Annotated in this window: 18 protein-coding genes; 10 read left to right on the top strand and 8 right to left on the bottom strand. The window is 39.4% G+C overall.

Going from position 1 to position 21,209, the window contains the following annotated elements:
* Positions 1-2: 2 nt before the first annotated feature.
* Both OQX61_RS14035 and OQX61_RS14030 read right to left on the bottom strand, forming a co-directional pair.
* On the bottom strand, positions 3-419 hold the full coding sequence (locus OQX61_RS14035) for a hypothetical protein (protein WP_265842377.1): 417 nt from the start codon (positions 417-419) through the stop codon (positions 3-5).
* 519 nt (positions 420-938) lie between these two features.
* The gene (locus tag OQX61_RS14030; protein ID WP_265842376.1) at positions 939-1,568 is read right to left on the bottom strand and encodes a hemolysin III family protein; all 630 of its coding nucleotides are present in this window, start codon (positions 1,566-1,568) and stop codon (positions 939-941) included.
* A 97-nt stretch (positions 1,569-1,665) separates the two neighbouring features.
* Between OQX61_RS14030 and OQX61_RS14025 the strand changes: the two genes are divergently transcribed.
* Entirely contained in the window at positions 1,666-4,026 is a 2,361-nt protein-coding gene (locus OQX61_RS14025; protein ID WP_265842375.1) for a TonB-dependent receptor, read from the top strand.
* A 71-nt stretch (positions 4,027-4,097) separates the two neighbouring features.
* On the opposite strand, the gene OQX61_RS14020 is transcribed toward OQX61_RS14025, so the two are convergent.
* Positions 4,098-4,493: a DUF1801 domain-containing protein gene (locus OQX61_RS14020; RefSeq protein WP_265842374.1), complete on the bottom strand. Its 396-nt coding sequence runs from the start codon at positions 4,491-4,493 to the stop codon at positions 4,098-4,100.
* A 29-nt stretch (positions 4,494-4,522) separates the two neighbouring features.
* The gene (locus tag OQX61_RS14015) at positions 4,523-4,813 is read right to left on the bottom strand and encodes a hypothetical protein (protein ID WP_265842373.1); all 291 of its coding nucleotides are present in this window, start codon (positions 4,811-4,813) and stop codon (positions 4,523-4,525) included.
* Positions 4,814-5,112: 299 nt separating this feature from the next.
* Between OQX61_RS14015 and OQX61_RS14010 the strand changes: the two genes are divergently transcribed.
* A complete protein-coding gene (locus OQX61_RS14010; RefSeq protein ID WP_265842372.1) occupies positions 5,113-5,667 on the top strand; it encodes a dihydrofolate reductase family protein in 555 nt (184 codons plus the stop codon).
* Between the two features lie 113 nt (positions 5,668-5,780).
* On the opposite strand, the gene OQX61_RS14005 is transcribed toward OQX61_RS14010, so the two are convergent.
* The 4 genes from OQX61_RS14005 to OQX61_RS13990 form a co-directional block, all read right to left on the bottom strand.
* Positions 5,781-7,514, bottom strand: a complete 1,734-nt coding sequence (locus OQX61_RS14005) for a glycoside hydrolase domain-containing protein (RefSeq protein ID WP_265842371.1) — start codon at positions 7,512-7,514, stop codon at positions 5,781-5,783.
* A 109-nt stretch (positions 7,515-7,623) separates the two neighbouring features.
* Positions 7,624-7,833: a hypothetical protein gene (locus tag OQX61_RS14000; RefSeq protein WP_265842370.1), complete on the bottom strand. Its 210-nt coding sequence runs from the start codon at positions 7,831-7,833 to the stop codon at positions 7,624-7,626.
* A 246-nt stretch (positions 7,834-8,079) separates the two neighbouring features.
* Positions 8,080-8,391, bottom strand: a complete 312-nt coding sequence (locus OQX61_RS13995; RefSeq protein WP_265842369.1) for a hypothetical protein — start codon at positions 8,389-8,391, stop codon at positions 8,080-8,082.
* Positions 8,392-8,609: 218 nt separating this feature from the next.
* Positions 8,610-9,827 carry a VCBS repeat-containing protein gene (locus OQX61_RS13990; protein ID WP_265842368.1) on the bottom strand — a complete coding sequence of 406 codons (1,218 nt, stop codon included), beginning with the start codon at positions 9,825-9,827 and terminating at the stop codon, positions 8,610-8,612.
* 297 nt (positions 9,828-10,124) lie between these two features.
* Between OQX61_RS13990 and OQX61_RS13985 the strand changes: the two genes are divergently transcribed.
* The 8 genes from OQX61_RS13985 (at position 10,125) to OQX61_RS13950 (ending at position 21,161) form a co-directional block, all read left to right on the top strand.
* Entirely contained in the window at positions 10,125-10,712 is a 588-nt protein-coding gene (locus tag OQX61_RS13985) for an RNA polymerase sigma-70 factor (RefSeq protein ID WP_265842367.1), read from the top strand.
* 104 nt (positions 10,713-10,816) lie between these two features.
* On the top strand, positions 10,817-11,965 hold the full coding sequence (locus tag OQX61_RS13980; protein ID WP_265842366.1) for a FecR domain-containing protein: 1,149 nt from the start codon (positions 10,817-10,819) through the stop codon (positions 11,963-11,965).
* A 219-nt stretch (positions 11,966-12,184) separates the two neighbouring features.
* Positions 12,185-15,712 carry a SusC/RagA family TonB-linked outer membrane protein gene (locus tag OQX61_RS13975; protein WP_265842365.1) on the top strand — a complete coding sequence of 1,176 codons (3,528 nt, stop codon included), beginning with the start codon at positions 12,185-12,187 and terminating at the stop codon, positions 15,710-15,712.
* Positions 15,713-15,724: 12 nt separating this feature from the next.
* Positions 15,725-17,200 (top strand): RagB/SusD family nutrient uptake outer membrane protein, encoded by a 1,476-nt coding sequence (locus OQX61_RS13970; RefSeq protein ID WP_265842364.1) that lies wholly within the window; start codon positions 15,725-15,727, stop codon positions 17,198-17,200.
* 45 nt (positions 17,201-17,245) lie between these two features.
* Complete coding sequence (locus OQX61_RS13965; protein WP_265842363.1) at positions 17,246-18,574, top strand: putative zinc-binding metallopeptidase; 1,329 nt, start codon at positions 17,246-17,248, stop codon at positions 18,572-18,574.
* Between the two features lie 5 nt (positions 18,575-18,579).
* Complete coding sequence (locus OQX61_RS13960; RefSeq protein WP_265842362.1) at positions 18,580-19,899, top strand: DUF4302 domain-containing protein; 1,320 nt, start codon at positions 18,580-18,582, stop codon at positions 19,897-19,899.
* Between the two features lie 329 nt (positions 19,900-20,228).
* Positions 20,229-20,642 (top strand): VOC family protein, encoded by a 414-nt coding sequence (locus OQX61_RS13955; RefSeq protein WP_265842361.1) that lies wholly within the window; start codon positions 20,229-20,231, stop codon positions 20,640-20,642.
* 69 nt (positions 20,643-20,711) lie between these two features.
* Positions 20,712-21,161, top strand: a complete 450-nt coding sequence (locus OQX61_RS13950) for a VOC family protein (protein ID WP_265842360.1) — start codon at positions 20,712-20,714, stop codon at positions 21,159-21,161.
* Positions 21,162-21,209 lie beyond the last annotated feature (48 nt).

Raw genomic sequence — 21,209 nt, 5'->3', positions numbered from 1 at the left:
TCTTACATTTTACTCACCACACCGGCTAGAGCAATCAATGCCAGTACAACAATCAAAATCCAGAAAAAAATACCAAGTACAGTTGCAGCCACAGATACTTCGGCCTCCCTTGCTCCTTCTGGCCTATTCCTTAGCTCCTTTGCCCTTTTTCTTGCCCTTTCGGCAGCTGAGTCGGGGGAAGTCGCAGCGAGTAGCAGCGCAACCACGATAGCAGCAATGAATCCGGGGGCCCAGTAATATCCCCAGGCAGAAGGTCCACGCTGAGCGGCCCATTCCCCGGCAGCAAGTGAAATAAAGAACAACAAGATAAAGAAAGTCCAAAATCCACCCCAGGGACCGGTATTTCTAAAAGCCAGGCTGAACACAGCAGTTAACATAATGGCAAAAAACAAGGCAAACAATATTCCGATGAATTCCATGATCGTAGTTTTAAGGAAATTCTTTCTGATCTTTCCTGTTCCTTCGGTTCAGAAAAACTACTAACCACATAGCAACGCCCGGGGATATCGTTAGTTTCGATGTGATGGCGCCTTAATATTGAATCCGTTTTCCTGAAAACGTTATTTAAAAAACAATCCGGAGTTGGATTGGTTCAAAATTAAACAGATTATTTAATGCCTGGCTTCAATAGGATTAGGCATGATCATTGAAAATAAACAAAAAAGAAAAACCGATTGTTTTTATCCATTCTGTACAACTACAAAACACCTCATACCATATTTAAATGAGACGCTTATTTGCATCGATTAATGCTCCTCTTTTAATCTAAATGTTATGGAAAAGTTTAAATATTATGCTATTGCGACAATAGCAGCCTGCAGCATCAGATGACAGCCCCACAGCCCTCCAAGTATTGATGACAATCAGTAGCTGAAACAGGAACCAGAACTTTCCCGGTTCTGGTTTGCTTTTTTGAGATTAGTAAAACTTTTCCGGGCCTACATGACCATCAAAACAGCTACGTAATGACAGATTGCAGCTGAAAGCACAAGGGCATGCCAGAGCGCATGAGTATAAGTACGCCCTCCCCAAACATAAACAACGACTCCAACTAAGTAGATACCAGCGCCAATTAATATCATTACAACAACAGCAAAGGGCAAATCTGCAAAGAAACGATTGCCTCCTGCTGCGAGTGCACAGCCCATGATGATGTAAATCAGTGTCGACAGGCCATTAAACCGACCTGTAAACCTAATTTTGAAAAATATTCCAAAAAGGGTCAGTCCCCACAAGCTGACCAACAAACTAATCCCAAAACTGTTGTTTACATAGACCAGCACAAAAGGTGTATAAGTTCCGGAGATGAGAAAGTAGATACTGATGTGGTCAAATATCTCAAATAATTTTTTTACAGGCTCGTTTTCTAAAAGATGATAAACCATCGATGACGTAAATAGCAACAGGAAGCAAAACCCATAAATTCCCGCACCAATGATACCTGGCATATTTTGATGCGAAGTGGCGAGGCCTGTCAACACTGGCAATCCAATGACACCAAACAGCACACCTATCCCATGAATGAGTCCATGAATGAGTTCCTGCTTTCTGGTGTATGGCGTTTTCATAGTATTAAAACAATCTTAATGTTGAAATGTTGGAGTAATTTTATTTAGATTAATTACAATTAACATGCTTTTGATTACTTTCGGCAAAAAAAACAATATGATTAAAAACTTACTTTTTCTACTCTCCTTTCTCCTGCTTTCCTTTTCTCAGACGTATGGGCAAAACATTAAAATTCATGGAGTCGTTAAGGATAAAAATTCCGGGGTTCCATTTGTAACCATCGAAGCAAATAAATCGATAAAATCACAAACGGATACGAAAGGATATTTTACATTTTTTGTAGAAGCCGGGAAACCTGTAGTCCTAAAAACAAAAGCTGTAGGCTATAAAAGCCTGAACATAGTACTAGGATCTTTACAACGCGACACCACTTTAAACCTGGTACTGGAACAAGAAAACAACACATTGGAAAATGTGATAGTCTCTGCAACACGCAAACCCGAAAATATACGTAACATAGCTGCATCAGTAAGTGTTGTTTCCAAAAAGACGCTCGAAACAGAAATGGCCATTAACCCTGATTTAAGTACAATTTTAGCCAATCAGGTTCCGGGATTTGCCCCAACCGCACAAACAGGAAATAACGTGGGACAAAATCTTCGCGGACGACCAATGCTGGTTATGATTGATGGGGTAAGCCAATCTTCACCATTAAGAAATGCAGAAGTAGATCTACGTTCTATCGATCCGGCAGTTTTACAACGGATAGAAGTTGTAAAAGGTGCAACTGCAATTTACGGAAATGGTGCAGCGGGCGGATTGGTCAACTACATTACCCTTGTTCCTGATACGGCCGCAAAATTTGCAGGAAAAACATCGGTAAACTTAAACGGATCGATGATCAACCCAAAAAACTCCGCAGGTGGACGCGTCAATCAAATGTTTTACGGCAAGGTTGGAAAGATTGATTACGTAGCTAGTGGAACTTATGAACAAACCGGTGAATATAAAGATGCTAAAGGTGATGTAGTTGGTCCAAACTATAGTTTAGGCGAAACTGACAGTTACAACACGTTCTTAAAAGTTGGCTATCAGCCTGCTAAAAACCAACGTTTGCAACTCATGTACAATATGTACAGCAGTTTACAGAACAGTAATTTCACCTTAGTGAATGGTAATCTTGCCACGGGTCAAAAGGCTACAGGAGTTTTAGGTAAGCCTCTTGGTATACCAACCGGAGTTGATTACAACCACAATATCCACCTGTCATATAAAATAGACAGCATATTATTGAATACTAGTCTGACTTTTGATACTTACTTTGAAAAACGCAAAGATGTATTTTACGTCTCTGTAGGTCGTTTTGATGGCGGTGATGGACAATCGTTAGCTACAAATAATAAAAAAGGCGCTCGTTTATTTTTGGAAACACCTGTTCTGCAAACTTCAGATTTACAGGCAACATTAGCTTATGGTGCAGATTTTCTAAAGGATAAAACGGCACAACCTTTAGTTGATGGCAGAACCTGGGTACCCGAAATGGATATGGCTAACCTGGCCCCATTTGCACAAGCAAATATAACGGCATTAAAAGACCTGATATTTACCACCGGAATACGCCTGGAACATGTAAATATTAATGTTGCCGACTACAAAACATTGCGCACTACAAATGCAACAGGAGGCACATTAACACCTTCTTTTGATGTGACCGGTGGCAAATTAAAGTACAATACTTATCTGTATAACGCAGCATTAAAGTATAACCGTTTTGCATTGTTCAGTCCTTTCATCAGTTTCTCTCAGGGTTTTTCGGTGATGGATATTGGTCTTGCATTACGTGAAGCTAAAGTGAACAGCATTGATAAAATCAATACTGATGCGGTAAAAGTGAATAATTATGAGGCTGGTTTTCAAAGTACCTATCAGAACCTGACTTTTCTTGCCTCTGTCTACAAAAGTACATCGAAACTTGGTATTGAAGTTGTATATGATGCGGCGACAGGATTGTTTAATACCGCAAGGAGTCCGGAAAAAATATACGGATTTGAGCTTGCTGCCAGTTATAAATTGATGCCTTCATTGGAATTTGGTGCAAGTTATAGTTTCACTGAAGGTAAACGTGACCTGGATAACAATGGCAAATTTGATGACGATGTGGACAAGTATATGAATGGCCGCCGGATTTCAGCACCTAAAATTACCGGAACTGTTACTTATAGCCCCCTGACCGTATTAGATCTAACCCTGAACTATACCGGAATAGCGTCACGTAATCGCTTCGAGAAAAACACAACAGGCGTTTACAATGGTAATGAAGGAGCAGTTAAGGCTTATAACCTGTTCAGTTTTGCCGGTAGCTACAGGGCTAATAAAAACACCAGGATTACTTTAGGAGTGGAAAACCTGTTTAATGAGGACTATTTTCCAGCCAGGGCACAATGGTTTATGCAACCTGGTTTTTACTCTAAAGGCAGGGGAACATCAGTTAACCTGGGCTTATCTGTAAGTTACTAGTCCTGGTATACTGTATTTAAATACAGTACCTGTAAACCACAAATCCCAACAAAAATGTTGGGATTTGTGGTTTAATTACCCAAACGTAATAAAACGCCTTTTCTTTTGATGATGTTTTTATAGTCCCACTGTATTTTCTTCGACTTTTCAATCCAGCGTGCCAGATCATCTATGTTAATCTGTTCAACAGAAGTATAGGTAACAGATGCATCCTTAAATTTCCCGGTGTTTATCTTCAACTCTGTTTCATCAAAATCAGCGCCACTCCAGAACATCAGACGGATACCAGCTTTAAGTTTACTATAGCCAACAATTGGGTTTCCATCTATAAACCAAACGGGATGCGCATGCCAGATTTTACTTTCGGCTTCAGTTAGGTTGCGATTGATTTCGGCGGATAATACATTACAAATTTCGTTATCTGTAGCTGATTGCGAATCATTATAAGCCTGTATGTCTTTATTCATTCCGGTTTAGTCTTTGATCATTACCCTATTCACCGGGAATATTCCTTTACCAGCATTTCCCATTCTTCGTCCAGCGAAACCTGAGGTCTGGTCTTCCCTGCCATTTTATACCAATAGTCAGCGTTCCAAATATCGCCTTCCTTGCGATGCAGGTAGGCATGAATATGGGCCGATCGCTGATCTGTTAGCTCATCAATCAAATCATGCGCAGTTTTCCAATCACCTGTTCCATCGTGCCATAGTGCCTGCAAATACAAAGGCAACCCAGCGGGCAACCGGACATCAATTACTGACTGTTTGAAATCAATTACATCAATCATAGTTCAAATATAATGACAAAGAATTAAACCTTATACCTCACAAGGATTACGATAACCAAAAAGATGGCTCGAGGTTACTAAATCCCGACTATAGACTTTTAATCAATATATAGCAATCGGCAGTGTATCCTTGTTTTTATCTATTGTATCAGGATGGATAAAAACAAGAATATTTAAAAAATGATTCCAACTTATCAAAAGGAATCAGATAGCTGCTCCATGCACATGGAGAAATGGACTCTTTTATCTTTATCTTTATCTTAGAAATCAATTAGTAAAATCATTACTAAAACTAATCCATGAGAAATGTAATCTATGGCATCAATCTGACTACAGATGGTTGCTGTGACCACACCAAAATTAGTGGCAGCGAAGAGATTCACGAGTATTTTACGGACCTTATGAGGGACGTTGATTTGATCATCTACGGACGTAAGACTTATCAGTTGATGGTTCCTTATTGGCCTGAGTTCGCAAAAAACCAGTCCGGGACTAAAGCAGAGAATGAATTTGCGCAAACATTTAATGCCATTGACAAAATTGTTTTTTCCAAATCACTAGACAAGGCTGAAGGAAACACGAGGGTTATTCGTGCTAACCTCGCGGAGGAAATCCTAAAACTGAAACAAGCACCAGGCAAAAACATTTCAATTGGTGGTGTAAGCCTACCTTCTGAATTGATAGCGCTTGGTCTGGTTGATGAATTTTATTTTGTCGTTCATCCGATCATTGCCGGTCAAGGAAGACGGTTATTTGATGATAAAGGCCTTTATGAGCCGCTAAACTTAAAACTAGCGGACACGAAGATACTTCAATCAGGATGTGTAGCCCTTCATTACCTGAAACAGCAATAAAAAAAACCGGCGGTAACCTAAAAAAAAATCCGGCCAGGACCGGATTTCAAAATCAAAAAGCACTGTTTCTTCAGATTACTTTGAACAGTATTAAACCCTAAAACCCATCTGAATTATTGATTAAGAAGTGGTTTTACTCTTCTTAGCATTTCATCGGCTGTGGTATTCGCCAGAGATTTTATGTCGAAAGTCTCCAAAGCCTTATTTAGTTCGTTTAGCTGATTAGTCTGCTTATTTTTAGTATAAAATGATTTTAAATATCTGATTTTCTCAAAATCCTGCGCTCCTTCAATTAGCTTTTCAAACCTCATAGAACTCAGCGGCCCCGGGTAAACCAGATATGTGTCGCCAGCTGGCCATGTCTTAAAACGGCTATCTTCAATTGGATTTTTTGTCCAGCTATTATAAGCCCATCGTAAATAACCGTCCAGGTTTTTATTTGCCGTATACCAGCCCATCCAAACCCCCTCTGCCGGGGACGAGAAAGTAAACCCATTTGGATAAGGCTCAGTGCAGCAGGTGTACCAGGTACTGGTTTGTCCTTTTATCTTACGCTTTTCCAAAATAGCTGCTGGAAAATCCAATCTTGAAGCGATGCTATAGACATCAATATCCTGCTCTATTTCAGGATGATAATCTCCGGCTAGCGCAATTTTCCAGTTTTTATCGGTCTCTTTCAATAATTTTATAACCGATTTCATTGCCTCCATTGGCCTTTCGTCCATTGCAATATAAGTTTTGCTAAACCATCCTTTTTGTTTTAGATGCTGTGCAAAGTCGACAAGCATGGTTTTCCAGAAAACATTATAAGACGGTGTTCCAATAGCCTCTTTAAAAACCGCTTCTTTTTTTGAAGCTTCGTCATAATAGGTAAAAGCGATCTTCCAGGGCACCATACTGTAGCAGTTGATCCGCTCAGTAATGCCGCAATCCATCACAAAGGCTATATATTTATCAAATAGACTGTAATCGTATTTCCAACTTCCATCCTTCTTTTTAGTCCATTTAATCAAACTCGGATAATCATCATAAGTCTGATGCCCCCATGGCTCGTCTACGATACCTGCAGTTATTGTTTTTTGACCTGCATTGGCTAGCATTTCGTAGTACTCCTTCATCTTTGAATAATGCTCAGCACTCCAAAGCGGTACATTGTGTACGCGGGCGATGGCTGCCGGATGTTGCCATAAATCTAAATCATAGTGCCATTTCTCAGGACCAGGCAGTGTTTTGTTCAATACCTGAACGGTTATAGGTAAAGTATAATCCTTATCCCCTTTTATCTTCACTGTGCCTTTATAATTTCCAGGGATGGTGTTAGCTGGCACCTTGATACCCAGCCAAACAGGTTTTGTACTATTTTTTTCTAATAAGACAGATTTAGTTTTTGTATCAATCATGTCGGCTACATACGAGGAATCAAAATCTTCTGCTTTTCGATGACCACAGCCATCTTTAAATTCATCGGTAATGACATATGCTACAAAACCAGCCGTAATATTTTCCTTTTTAATGAAGTTACCCCGGTTGTCTTTCAGATCATAAACCTCTAAACGTATATCTTTCAAATTCTTATTTGCCCATATCAGCAGCTGTGTATGGATTTTCTCGCCTTTCCAGGCTTTTGCTTCCCAGGTCTTTTCTAAATTCACTTTTGGTGGTAATTCTCTTGCAAAACGTGTGTTGGAGGAAGCAAAACTTATATTTAATCCATTGGGCACCTTACTCCATTCCTCATCGATAATTTGCTTATTTAATAAGGGCTTTTTTTGCAGTGCTAAACTTGCGTCCTGTGCCTTAACATTTAAATATAAAAGGGATAGACAAATAAAAAAGAGATGTTTCATAACTCTAAGTTAGCCATTTAGGGAACAAGGCAAAACGGCTACCGTATCAGGCTTGTTACGCAAGCGTTTGTTTTTATGTAACAATATGAATAGATTTTATTTTGAGATATTAATGGCTGTCTCTGAATACCTTGAAGTCTTCCAATAAATACCCGGGACAGGCGCCTTCACGTGCCATAATAAAAGCATCTAATGAAACTGCCTGATGCATAATTTGATGTGCAGTAATATCCTTTTCTAATCTTTTAGATAAAAATTCAGCTAAAAAGGAATCGCCACTACCAACGGTATATTTGACCTCAAGGATACTGAGGGGCATAAATAGAAGTCATCATCATGGGCATAAAGTGCGCCTTTACTCCCTTTAGAGATGATGATTCCGTGCAAGTCAAAAAAGATGGTTCAACCAGGAAAATCAATGATCCATTGCAATAGGCAATGAATCATTGATTCCGGCAAAAACCGTTATTGATTAATTTTAAAACAAAACAGTCGGAAGATTTACCTTCCGACTATAATTGGCTTAAAAGCTTTATTTTACGATAATTATGGTAGATCAGTAATACTATTGAACCACTTTACCATCTTCACCGATTTTGATAGAAGCAGTTTCTGCGTCTTTTTTCACATCGATCTGGTAGTATTTAGTTTTGTCTGCATTGGTTACCAGGAAAGCGGCTACCGGAGTCCATGCTTTAACTGGTTCACTTTGCAATGTTGTTTGTACTGCTTCCGGAAGATCCTTCAATTCAACCGGAGTTTTTGTAGTACTATCTTGTTTTACTGTAATAGCTACTGGACTTTTTACTTCTGATGCGTTTACTGCAGTGATTGATGCGAAAGCTAAAAATGCTGCTGATAAAATGATCTTTTTCATATGTTATGTTTTTCAGTTATTATTCTTGTTAATTACGTTTAGGGTATGTTTAATAATGATACCAAAGCAATAAACTATTCTCAATAACCTAACAAACAGAAACTTACACAATTAAAGGTTCTTTTGATCTGTAGAGAAGTTCCACAGTTTGCTGCTTAAGGAAGCAGGTAATTTCAAAAACAAACACCTTTCACAAACAATCCATCGGAATCTTAGCCTTATTTTCCCAAAAGCAATCTTGCCTGTGTTCCCCATTGGCCAATAAAAAGATCTGGTTTACCATCTCCGTTTACATCACCAACGGCAATTCCCCAACTCCTGCCTACCGTAGATTCCGGAATCACATCGCTGGTCACCAAACTAAAGTTCCCTTTACCATCGTTCTGTAATGCCTGAACTTGCATCGCCTGGAAAGGAGGAATTTTGAGCGCACTTAAGATCATGTCTGGATGTCCGTCATAGTTGAAGTCTATAACTGCTCCTGCATAGCTGGAATAATCCTGCTTAGGAATTCTTTTCGACGTTTCATCTTTAAAATTTCCTTTACCATCATTAATCAGTAAACGTGCGGTAGGATCTTTCTCAAATGCACCACCATTGCTTGTTAAGTTAAGAAACAGGATATCCAGGTGTTTGTCACCATTTGCATCGAAGGTTAAAACTTCCCTGGTATGTAAAGGAACAATCAGTTCCAGCTTTTCCGGGTGTTCGGTAAAATGTCCTTTTCCATCATTAAAGAATAAACGATTGGGAGGAACTTCATTTCCTGCAATTAAATCCAGAATTCCATCATTATTTAAATCAGCCAACTTAACTGATTGTGTTTCCCAGCGGAGTGCGGGCAACCCTTCCTTCGTATAATCAATAAAGTGTCCGGGCTTTTCCGGGTTATTGAGCCATAAAAAACTCTGTGGTGTGGGTCCGGTATTTCCAACAATAACATCCAGCAAACCATCTCCGTTTACATCTCCAATATCAAGGCCATTCGCTTCACTTTTTGCCGGCAATCGCCCGCTTACATTTCTAAAAGTTCCGTTTCCATTTCCTAAATAGAACTCATGATTCCGGTCGTCTTCTGCAACGAAAATGACATCTAGGTTTCCATCTTTATCAAAATCTCCTATACGAACATGTTCCGTATCGTGTGATTCTTCTGAAAAGACACCTTTCTTCCAGGAGAATTTGCCTGTTCCATCGTTGAGGTATAACCGGTTGGGTAAATTTTCTAAAGCCAGTATAGCATCTAAATGCCCATCGCCGTTCACATCAGCCAATACCACATCCAATGTATGTCCTTCCGCATCTATGGGTAAATGGGTTGTCGTCACGTCTTTGAAATATTTAGTCTCAATACTTTGTGAAAAGGCATTATAAATAACAGCGAAACTTAATATAGCGGTAATCATATAAGATTTTTCAGATGGAGAAAACTGCATAATTATAAGGTTTTATGGATTTAAAACACTAATCACCTACAATATAAGATGTTCCGCTGTAAACCTCATGAATGATGCCCCGATTTTTTTGACAGGCATTTAACAAGGTAGATAATTACAGAATTACCTTTCAGTTACATGATGAAAATGTTCTCAGCTTATTTTATGTCTCAGTATTTAACTAAGTGGTTTGCGTTTTGTGTAAAACCAGACTTTATTTCAGGTGTCCTGAAAGATTAAACCTTCATTTTAAAAACCTATTAAATTTCTGTAAACTTGCAGCTTTAGGGATAAAAAATGGCAAGCTATGCTACACTTTCTGATCAGGAACTGGCAGACCTTTTAAGGCATGGCAATGAAACCGTTTTTAAAATTATCTATGACCGTTTTTGGAGTAAACTTTACTTCGTTGCCTCGAAACGATTAAATGATCCCGCTGAAGCCGAAGAAGCCGTTCAAGATATCTTTTTGAACCTATGGAAAAACAGAGAAACCTTTCAGCTTAAAGTTAATTTTGAAAATTATCTGGCCGTAGCTATAAAATTTCAGGTGATTAAAAGGAGATCTAAACGTTTTAAAAGATCTATTATTGAGCAACAACTTGGAACTGAAGCTGAATTGGAGAATTTTCAAAACCAAAATTACGATTGGAACCAATATGATTTAGAAGAGCTTCAAAACCGTTTAAGTAAAATCATAGACACTTTACCACCAAAATGTAAATTGGTTTTTAACATGAGTAGAGATGAGCATTACACCAATAAAAAGATTGCTGCTGAATTGGGTATCTCTGAAAAAGCGGTAGAAAAGCATGTGACACAAGCCTTAAAAGTTTTAAGATCCAAACTGGGTCTATCCCTGATATTTATCCTGTTCCTCCAGTGAAAGCTGTCTTGTCCGGAGCATGAATTCAAAAAAATCAAAAAAAAATAAAATAAAAGGTAGGGTATAGTACTACTCATGGGACTATGTTCCAAACTGCCCTAAAAATGGACGAACATAAAATAAATATGCTTTCCGATAAAATCGTTAAAGGAACCATCTCCGAACAGGAAATGGAAGAATTTAATGAATGGTATGCTACTTACGAAAATTTATCGCAGAACGTAGCTACTGATAAAAGCCAGGAAGCCTTAGCTGAACGCCTGTTTAAAAATATAACAACTGAAGCGAACCTACATATTTCAAAACCGCGCACAATTAAAATTTGGCCTCGTATTGCCGTTGCCGCTTCATTTGCCATGGTTGTTGGGATGAGTTTATTTTATTACTCAGCCAAACAAGCAGACAAAATGAGACAAACTGCCTATCTGAATAAAATAAAACCAGGCGGAAATGGCGCATTATTAACATTAGCGAATGGTCGTACAATCAGACTAGATGACGCTACCAAAGGAGAATTGGCCAATGAAGCAGGCGTTCGAATCACCAAAACTAAAGATGGTCAGATCCTATATGAAGTTAAGGAAATCACTTCAGCAAAAGATAAAATAAACACGCTCTCCACTGCTAAAGGCGAAACCTATACCATTACCCTACCCGATCATACCAAAGTATACCTCAACGCAGCTTCCTCCCTTAGCTATCCGGCTTCATTTGCCACACTTAAGGAACGAAAAGTTGAACTTAATGGAGAAGCCTACTTTGAGGTATTCAAAGACGCGGCACATCCTTTTATAGTGCGTACAGCTGATCAGGAAGTCAAAGTACTGGGTACCCATTTTAATATCAATTCTTATAAAGAAGATGGAAATACCAAAACAACTTTGATTGAAGGATCCGTTAAGATTGGTTTTTCATCAGGTAAAAATGAAACAGAGGTCATCATCAAACCCAGCGAACAGGCCTACATAAAAGCAAATAAAATCTATGTCGACCAGGTCAATGCGGAAGATGCTATAGCCTGGAAAAATGGCTATTTCAGATTCAACAATGAGACACTGGAACAGGCCATGAATAAAATTGCCCGCTGGTATAATGTAACCATCGAGTATAAAGACCCAAACCTTAAAAACAGGAATGTTTATGGTTCATTGAGCAGATTTAGCAACATAGCCGTTGTATTAAACCTGCTGGAACTTACAGAAGCCCTAAAGTTTGAAATAGAAGGAAATAAAATCATCGTATTGCAAAAATAAAACAAATAATACCCCTGATAGAAACCAAATAACCAACCCAACCACCCACAAAAATTATTACGAATTAACAGATTAGAGATGTATAAAATTTATACCAAAATTTTGTGCAGGCAATTGCGCTGCATACACAAATCATTATTAATAACGAGGCTAACAGCCTTTCTATTAATCACCACACTACTCCAGGTTAGCGCGGCCTCCTTCGCCCAAAAGCTAACCATGAACCAAAACAAAGCCTCTTTTGATGAGGTATTTAGAGAAATCCGAAAACAAACCGGCTATGATGTGCTACTGATTTCAAAAAAGATTAAAAGTACAGAACGTATAGACGTAAAATTCAACAACACCCCATTGGAGCTAGTCATGAATGAATTGCTGAAAGGAAAAAACCTAAACTATACGATAGAGAAAAAAACGGTGGTCATCAAAGAGAAAGAAAGCTCTTTTATGGATCGTGTAATTGATCGCTTCGCTACAATTGATGTAAAAGGAAAAGTAGTAAATGAGAACAATGAAGGTTTAGCCGGTGCTACAATTGCCGTAAAAGGTTCATCACAGCTCACAAAAACGAATGCCAATGGTGATTTCCTGCTAACTGGTGTAGATGAGCATGCGACTTTACTGGTCTCTTATATCGGTTTTGAAAACAAAGAAATCAAAGCAACCAGGGATTTGAAAATCATTCATATGATTTTGCAGACCAGCAGTCTGAACGAGGTAAGCATTGTAACAACCGGATACCAGGACCTGAACAAAAGACTTTTTACAGGAGCATCTACAAAACTTAAAGCATCAGATGCTGAACGTGCAGGTGTTCCCGACGTAAGCAGAATGCTGGAAGGTCGTGTGGCTGGTGTTTCTGTACAAAATGTTTCCGGCACTTTCGGAGCTGCTCCTAAAATCAGGGTAAGAGGTGCGACGTCCATCAATGGAGAAAATAAACCATTATGGGTAGTAGATGGTATCATATTAGAAGATGTGGTGAACATTTCCAATGAACAGCTCTCTACTGGTGATCCAAGTACATTAATCGGATCTTCTGTGGCCGGACTAAATCCTGATGATATCGAAAGCTTCGAAATATTAAAGGATGCCTCAGCAACAGCAATGTACGGTGCCCGTGCAATGAATGGGGTAATTGTGGTGACCACTAAAAAAGGTAAGAAAACTGATGGTAAGCCTGTACTTTCCTATACAGGAAATTTCAGTACTTACTTAAAACCTTCTTATAGTGAGTATGATATCATGAACTCAGCTGATCAGATGTCGGTATTTGCAGAAATGATGAACAAAGGCTGGTTAAACCACTCTGAGGTTTCGAGAGGTGCAAGTGGTGGTGTATTTTACAAGATGTACAATGAAATGTACCAGTACGATGGCGCAACTGACCAGTTCAATTTAAGAAATGATGCCCCAAACAGAAAGGAATTTTTAACACGATATGCCAACGGCAATACCGACTGGTTTGACCTCTTGTTTAAAAATTCATTTATGCAGGAACATGCCCTGAGTGTAACCAGTGGAACAGACAAATCTAAATACTACATATCTACCAGTTACTTAGGCGATAATGGCTGGACCGTTGGAAACAGCGTAAAAAGATTTACAGGAAATGTGAGGGGGAACTTTGACTTATCTGATAAACTCAGCATTGAGCTCATTACCCAGGGATCGATCCGTAATCAATTTACACCAGGTTCTCTTGGAAGAAGAAGCAGTGCCGTTAGCGGTCAGTTTACCAGAGAATTTGACATTAACCCATTTACTTATGCCCTAAACACGAGTCGTACGCTTGCTGCTTTCGACGAACAGGGAAATAAAGAATTCTTTGTACAAAACTTTGCCCCTTTCAACATTCTCCACGAACTTGAAAACAACACCATGCAGCTTAAAATGATAGATTTTAAACTTCAGGGTGGTTTAAAGTACAAAATTGTCAATGGCTTAAAGTATTCCTTTGATATTGCTTACCGTTATGTGAAAAGCGATAATGAGCACCGGATTAATGACAATTCGAATATGCCGATGGCTTATAGATCGGCTGGTGACTCTTACGTGATCAATAACAATAAATTCCTGTATAAGGATCCGGATAACCCAAATGCTTTACCCAGAGTAATATTACCTGCAGGTGGCTTTTACAATGTAAACAGCGACAATATGGAAAACTATTACATGAGAAACTCTTTGGAATGGAACAAAGAATACCATGGTGATCATTTGCTAAATGCATTCTTATCTACAGAAATGCGCTTCATTGACAGACAACGTCGCGCTTTTGACGGAGTAGGTTATCAATATGATCGTGGTGGTGTACCTTTTATCGACCCGGACTATTTTAAGAAAAGTGTAGAAAGTAACTTCTTCTATTACAACATGAATACCCAGAAAGAAAGATACCTTTCTTATCTGGGAAGAGTAGCCTACTCTTATAAAGGTAAGTACAATATCAATGGTACCATGAGGTACGACGGATCCAACTTGCTTGGGGGTACCAGTACTGCCAGATGGTTACCTACCTGGAACATCAGTGGTGCATGGAATATGGATAGGGAAGATTTCTTTGAAAACCAAAAGGTATTAAGTAGAGCTACCATTAGGGGTACTTACGGATTAACCGCCAGTATGGGCCCTGCAACCAATGCAAGTTTGATCCTAAACAACCAAAGTACAAAAAGACCCTTTTTAAGTGATATTGAAACTGCATTGGTCATTGGCGGACTTAAAAATTCGGAACTGACCTGGGAAAAACAATTAGAAATCAATATCGGATTCGATCTGGGCTTTTTAAATGATCGTTTAAGCCTTACGGTAGATTTATATAAAAGAAATGGTTACGATCTGATTGGCGCAGTAAGAACATCCGGCATCGGTGGTCAGTTTATAAAATACGCCAATTATGCCGATATGAAATCTAAGGGTATTGAGGTCACAACCGCAGCGCAGATATTGGCTGGAAGCGGTCTAAAATGGCGTTCTCAGCTGAACTTCGGTTATCATAAAGGTGAAATTACTAAACTCGAAAGTGTTCCCTTGATCTGGAACCTGATCGCTGCAGGTGGTGATGCACTGGAAGGCTATCCGCAAAGAGGATTGTTCTCTGTTCAATTTGATGGCTTAAATCCAAATACAGGCACCCCTACATTTGTGGGTGTAAATGGCGAGCGTCATGTTAACAATGTTTATTTACAGGATGATAACATCTCTCACCTGAAATATGAAGGTCCTACAGATCCCCTGATGAATGGTGGTTTTTTCAACAGTTTTTCTTACCAGAACTTCTCTTTAAGCACCTTGCTGACTTTTAGTGCAGGAAATAAAATCAGGTTAAACCCTGCCTTCTCTGCAAGCTACAGCGACCTTTCTTCTATGTCTAACGATTTTGTTGGCCGATGGATGCAAACAGGCGATGAGCTTAAAACCAATATTCCAGGCATTGCGGATAAATTTGTAAGCAGTAACCTGGGCTCCAATTATCCATATAATGTTTACAATTATACAGATGTAAGAGTCGCCGACGGAGGTTTTATCCGCCTGAAGCAAATCATGATCAGCTATAATCTGCCAAAACTTGTTGCTGGTAAAATTGGCGCAAACAACGCTACAGTTAGTATTGTAGGAAACAACATCGCCTTATTATATGCTGATAAACGCTTAAATGGACAAGATCCTGAATTCTATACTTCGGGTGGAGTATCGCTTCCGGTTCCACGTCAATTTACGCTATCCTTAAAACTAGGTTTCTAAACACAGATCATCATGAATTTAAATAAAAACTTAAAATATATACTGCTTATCACACTTGCGCTTTCTACAACAAGTTGCGAGAAATACCTGGACACGGTTCCCGACATGCGTTCGGAATTGAACTCTGTAGAAAAAGTAGCAGAACTCTTAACTTCTGCCTACCCTAAAGCAGAATACATCAGCTTTACCGAACCGGCTTCCGACAGTGCGGAAGATAAAGGTCCGAATGAAGGTACGGAAGATCCTACCAATACAGATCCGTATATGTGGCAGGAAGTAAGAGACCGGGCGCAAGGTTCTACAGATTTTTACTGGAATGCCTGCTATACCGCAATTGCAGCGGCAAACCAGGCACTTAGTTATGTAGACAAAAACAGCAATGATCCTAAAACCCGTCCTTATAGAGGCGAAGCTTTAGTTGCCCGTGCTTATGCCCATTTTATGTTGGTCACCCTATATGCGACAGCCTATGACATCAATGGCGCAAATAATGCTCCGGGTATTCCCTATGTTACCAGTCCGGAAACTGTTGTTTTCCAGAAATACGACAGAGGAACTGTAAAATCTGTTTATGAACAAATAGAACGTGATCTGGAAGAAGGTTTACCATTGATCAAAAACACGGCTTACAAAGTACAGAAATACCATTTTAACATCGCCGCAGCAAATGCTTTTGCTACCCGCTTCTATCTTTTCAAAGGCGATTATAATAAAGTGGTAGACCATGTGGATAATGTCTTTACCGGAGAGGTTGTAGAAACAAGCTTACGTCCATGGAGTACTGACTATTTCGCGTTGACCCCACAGGATTTACGCGCCAGGTTTTCACAAACCACCGAAAAATCTAACCTGCTGTTAATAGAAACAGTTTCATGGTGGGCTAGAAGAGGCTCGCAAAGATTTGGTTTCGGTCAGAAACTAGCTGATGAAATGTTTAACCGCAGTAACGCTACCGGCAGAACCTGGGCGCATAAACTATACACCTTTGGTGGTGCCCCACAATATACCATGGCCAAATGGAAAGAACATTTCTCCCTGACCAGTGTAAATTCAAGCTCAGGTATTGGTTATACCATTTTACCTGCCTTTACTACAGATGAGGCCCTGTTAAACAGAGCAGAAGCTTATGTGAATCTGGGAAGTACAGACCTGGCCTTAAAAGACCTGAACAGCTTTATCAGTACCAGGATTCTGAACTTTAATCCGGCAACGGATGCCTTAACCTTAGATAAACTAAAAGGCTTTTACAGGACTACCAATGAAAAAGAAGTATTGATTAAAGGGATTCTTGATTTTAAGAAGATGGAATTTATTACCGAGGGTATGCGTTGGTTTGATATTTTAAGACATAAACTGACGGTAAAACACAACTTACTGGATATTAACGGGAAAGAAAAAACGGTAGAACTGACTCCAACCGATCCACGCAGGTTGTTTCAGTTGCCAAAAGAAGTTGTCCTTTCGGGAGTAACCCAAAATCCACGTTAAACCAGACAGACCTAAAATAAACATTACTAAAAAATATATTTTCTAATGAAAACATTGATAAACTATATAGCTATTCTGTGTCTGGCAATGGCCTCTTGTAAAAAAGAGGGTCCGCTTAACGCCAACATGGACAACTTTAACATAGATTCCTTTAAACCCGGACCAACTGATGAATGGTTGACAAAGGAATACCTGGATCCATTCAACATTGAGGTGTTATACCGTTGGGACCGCTACCAGCTGTCTCTGGCTAAGGACTTAGTGCCACCACTGGAGAGTAAGGTTATCCCTGCTATGGAAACCGTAAAATCCATCTGGCTTAGCCCCTATTTAACCGTTGCCGGCAAAGAATTTATTAAACCTTATGCCCCTAAACAAATTGTTCTAATCGGCAGTGCCGAATACAATAATGATGGTACTATTACCCTTGGAACTGCTGATGCGGGTAGAAGAATTAACCTGTTTATCATTAATAGCTTTCAGAAATCAAACACGGCCAATGTAGAACAAATGATGCATACCATACATCATGAGTTTGGCCATATCCTTCACCAGAATTCGCCAATCCCTCCGGATTTCCCAAGAATATCTCCGGAATATGCAGCAAACTGGACCGCTAGCGTAAATACTGCTAATGAAGCAAAAAGGCTCGGTTTTGTTTCCAGATATTCAAGAAGCAACGACAATGAGGATTTTGTGGAAATGATCGCATTTCTACTGGTAGAAGGTCAGGATTGGTTTGATGCTTATGTAAATACTACCGCTGACCCCGGAAAGTCGAGATTAAGACAAAAGGAGCAAATGATTGTAAACTATTTTAAAATGGCCTACAACATCAATTTCAGAAAGCTACAGGCCGAGGTTAAAGCTTCTTTTGATAGAGAAACCGGTCGTATCACTACCTTTGCCGCCAACCTGGCCAGAAATACCTATAGTAAGATGACTGTAGCAAAAAGTGCCGAAAATCAATCTGCTGCATTTACTACGGCCTATACTTCTGCAGCGGCAGCTGTAAAAACAGCAAGTGCTTCGCTTACTTTAGCAGATCAGTTTGAGCTGAGGTTTGGTACAGTGGTTGGAAAACCAATTGCAACCCTGGTGATGCCTGTTAAAAATGGCAGCACAAATGAAGAGTGGTTCTACAATTACAAAGTAACCGTTGTTGGTGATAAGGTGACTTTCGTACCGGACAATACAATTACCGGTGTAGAAACAGACAAAGGGACAAAATACAGACCTCAATTGAAACCACTTCTGGATATCATTGAGCAAGCTTCAACAGCGGCATTCTTATCTCCTGAGAATTTAACAAAGGGGAGCTTTAAAGGCTCGGTTAATACTTCAAGCTATTTTAACGGAACACTTATCAGATAATTATCATGAAAATCAAAATATTAAGCATACTCTGTTTAGCACTGGCATTAAGCAGTTGTAAGAAAGGATCCGAAGATTTAATGATCGACGGAAAAATGCCGGAATTAAGATCACAGGAAAGTTTAAAAACCTACAGCGAGGCACTTACATCTGCTAAAAATGGCTGGGCAGCTTACCTATTTACGGAAGGTGGTGGTGGCTACGGTTTTTATATGGATTTTAATGACCAGGATCGCGTTAAAATGCTTGCTGAAATTGATGCTGGCACAGCCACGAATTTAATGGAAAGCACTTATAGACTGAAAGCTGTGATGGGACCATCCCTATTATTCGACACCTATAACTACCTGCACCTGCTTGCGGACCCGAATGAGGACGTTATCGGCGGAACTTCTGGCGTAGGTTTCAAATCTGATTTTGAATTCGAGTTTTCTGCGATTAAGGGAGATACCATTAAGCTTGTCGGAAAAAAGAGAAGAAGTGATTTATTTCTGCTGAAACTAAATGCAGAACAGCAGGATTTTTACTTAAAAGGAGGACTTAAACCTTTAACAGCAGGGCTGACAAACTATTTCAATGTCAATAAAAACCTTTACATAACAGGCAACAACGAGATCAGCAAAATTCAGTTCTCCGTAAATATGGCCCTAAATGTGAAGAAAGCGTTTTTTACCTGGGTAGAAAATGGCCTGGTAAAAACAGCAGAAGCCCCTTTTGCCTATACCACAAATGGCATGTTCTTTAATAAACCACTTGTTTTTAATGACATTGCATTTAAAACAATAACATGGGATAAAACAAAGAACCAGCTTATCGCAACAACAACCACTGGTAAGCAAATTGAGATCTTAAGAGGTGATCTTCCAATCATTCCATTGCATATTTTAATGGGAACGGATCGCTTTAAGTCCATTACAGTATTCTCTACACCTTATCAGACCTGGTCGCCAGGCTTTGTAGATATGCGTGCTACTATGGTTAAAACATTAGCGCTTAACACGAGAAAACTGGGAAATATTAATTTCGTTTTCAATGCTGAAACAAAAGAGATGAAGATTTTGGTTACAACTATCAGAAGTATTCTTCCAACAGTTTCGGAATTTGTTTACAGCTATACTAAAACCATAGATGGAACTTATGATTTTGAATTTGTGAATACCGAAGAAAGAACAGCAGTAATATTGAATACAGTTTTGCCTTTAACAAAGATTTTTGCAGATCATAAATTTAGATTGGATTATAAATTGGATCCGGTTCAAGGTCAGGTAGGTAGTATTGCCAGTCTGGACGATCCAAATTTTTATACAACAGGAGAATTGAAATAATTTCGCAACTGTATGTTAATTTCTTAAAAAAGGTGACCAATAATTCGGAGGCCGCTGAAAAATCCCTTTAGAATCAGAGGGTAAAAAGGGGTAGAAAAATATATATTTTTCTACCCCTTTTTACGTCACATTGTTCCTCCAACTGTAATTTAACTAATATCCATAGGTTGAAACTATATACACCCGCCGTTGTTATTATGATTTAGCAAATCGAATTCTTTTAAGCCTGATTTAACAAGTCGCATTTCCCCCCTTAACTTGTCATTTTTGCACACCTACATCTATTTCTCATTACTGTACATTTGAATAGACTAATCAGATAAAAACCTATGGCAACTCAAATTTTTGTAAACCTATCCGTTAAAGATCTCAACAGATCTGTAGCATTTTTCACAAAACTTGGTTATACTTTTAATCCGAAATTTACCGACGAGAAAGCAACCTGCATGATCATCAGCGACACCATTTACATTATGCTGCTGACAAAACCTTTCTTTCAGACTTTTACTAAAAAAGAAATCGTAGATGCCCACAAAGCAGTAGAGTGTTCTATTTGCTTATCTGCTGATACTAAAGATGCCGTTAACGAAATGGTAAACAAAGCAGCAGCAGCAGGCGCCACCATACCTAATCCAGCTAGCGACTACGGTTTTATGTACCAACACAGCTTTGAAGACCTCGATGGCCATCATTGGGAATTTGTATGGATGGATCCTAACGGCGCGCCTGAGCAACAAGGATAAATTCTTCCAGGAATTCCCGGGCTTCGTCTGTTAAAACACAACAGATCTTAAATTTAAGGAGAAAAAACTATGGCGGAAAACAAATTAATAAGGATGGATAATGTCGGCATCGTTGTGGAATCGCTCGATAATGTCATCCCTTTTTTTATGGAGCTAGGCCTAAAGCTTGAAGGACGGGCCACCATTGAGGGTGAATGGGCCGGTCGCGTTACCGGACTGGGTAATCAGTGTGTAGAAATTGCGATGATGGTTACCCCTGATGGTCACAGCCGTCTGGAACTTTCGCAATTTCTCAGCCCAACTACTGTTTCAGACCACCGTACAGCCCCTGTGAACACGCTCGGTTATTTACGTGTCATGTTCACGGTTGAAGACATTGACGAGATGGTATCCAGGCTCAGCAAGCATGGCGCTCAACTCGTCGGCGAAATAGTTCAGTATCAGGACTCGTACCGGCTGTGCTACATTCGCGGGGCAGAAGGGATTCTGATTGGTCTGGCAGAACAAACCCGGTCATAAATAATATGAGAAAAAAGACATTGGTACCTCATCTAAACCGTTATCTTT

Source organism: Pedobacter sp. PLR (assembly GCF_026239675.1).
Taxonomy (GTDB): Bacteria; Bacteroidota; Bacteroidia; order Sphingobacteriales; family Sphingobacteriaceae; genus Pedobacter.
This window is presented reverse-complemented; position numbering and strand designations above follow the sequence as displayed.

What these genes read in the sequence shown, in the direction of transcription:
- OQX61_RS13965 (WP_265842363.1), top strand. Translation starts at nt 17,246, where the DNA reads ATGAAAACATTGATAAACTATATAGCTATTCTGTGTCTGGCAATGGCC.
- OQX61_RS13985 (WP_265842367.1), top strand. Translation starts at nt 10,125, where the DNA reads ATGGCAAGCTATGCTACACTTTCTGATCAGGAACTGGCAGACCTTTTA.
- OQX61_RS14020 (WP_265842374.1), bottom strand. Translation starts at nt 4,493, where the DNA reads ATGAATAAAGACATACAGGCTTATAATGATTCGCAATCAGCTACAGAT.
- OQX61_RS14025 (WP_265842375.1), top strand. Translation starts at nt 1,666, where the DNA reads ATGATTAAAAACTTACTTTTTCTACTCTCCTTTCTCCTGCTTTCCTTT.
- OQX61_RS13975 (WP_265842365.1), top strand. Translation starts at nt 12,185, where the DNA reads ATGAACCAAAACAAAGCCTCTTTTGATGAGGTATTTAGAGAAATCCGA.
- OQX61_RS13955 (WP_265842361.1), top strand. Translation starts at nt 20,229, where the DNA reads ATGGCAACTCAAATTTTTGTAAACCTATCCGTTAAAGATCTCAACAGA.
- OQX61_RS13995 (WP_265842369.1), bottom strand. Translation starts at nt 8,391, where the DNA reads ATGAAAAAGATCATTTTATCAGCAGCATTTTTAGCTTTCGCATCAATC.
- OQX61_RS13960 (WP_265842362.1), top strand. Translation starts at nt 18,580, where the DNA reads ATGAAAATCAAAATATTAAGCATACTCTGTTTAGCACTGGCATTAAGC.
- OQX61_RS13980 (WP_265842366.1), top strand. Translation starts at nt 10,817, where the DNA reads ATGGACGAACATAAAATAAATATGCTTTCCGATAAAATCGTTAAAGGA.
- OQX61_RS14000 (WP_265842370.1), bottom strand. Translation starts at nt 7,833, where the DNA reads ATGCCCCTCAGTATCCTTGAGGTCAAATATACCGTTGGTAGTGGCGAT.
- OQX61_RS14010 (WP_265842372.1), top strand. Translation starts at nt 5,113, where the DNA reads ATGAGAAATGTAATCTATGGCATCAATCTGACTACAGATGGTTGCTGT.
- OQX61_RS14030 (WP_265842376.1), bottom strand. Translation starts at nt 1,568, where the DNA reads ATGAAAACGCCATACACCAGAAAGCAGGAACTCATTCATGGACTCATT.
- OQX61_RS13970 (WP_265842364.1), top strand. Translation starts at nt 15,725, where the DNA reads ATGAATTTAAATAAAAACTTAAAATATATACTGCTTATCACACTTGCG.
- OQX61_RS14005 (WP_265842371.1), bottom strand. Translation starts at nt 7,514, where the DNA reads ATGAAACATCTCTTTTTTATTTGTCTATCCCTTTTATATTTAAATGTT.
- OQX61_RS14035 (WP_265842377.1), bottom strand. Translation starts at nt 419, where the DNA reads ATGGAATTCATCGGAATATTGTTTGCCTTGTTTTTTGCCATTATGTTA.
- OQX61_RS13950 (WP_265842360.1), top strand. Translation starts at nt 20,712, where the DNA reads ATGGCGGAAAACAAATTAATAAGGATGGATAATGTCGGCATCGTTGTG.
- OQX61_RS13990 (WP_265842368.1), bottom strand. Translation starts at nt 9,827, where the DNA reads ATGCAGTTTTCTCCATCTGAAAAATCTTATATGATTACCGCTATATTA.
- OQX61_RS14015 (WP_265842373.1), bottom strand. Translation starts at nt 4,813, where the DNA reads ATGATTGATGTAATTGATTTCAAACAGTCAGTAATTGATGTCCGGTTG.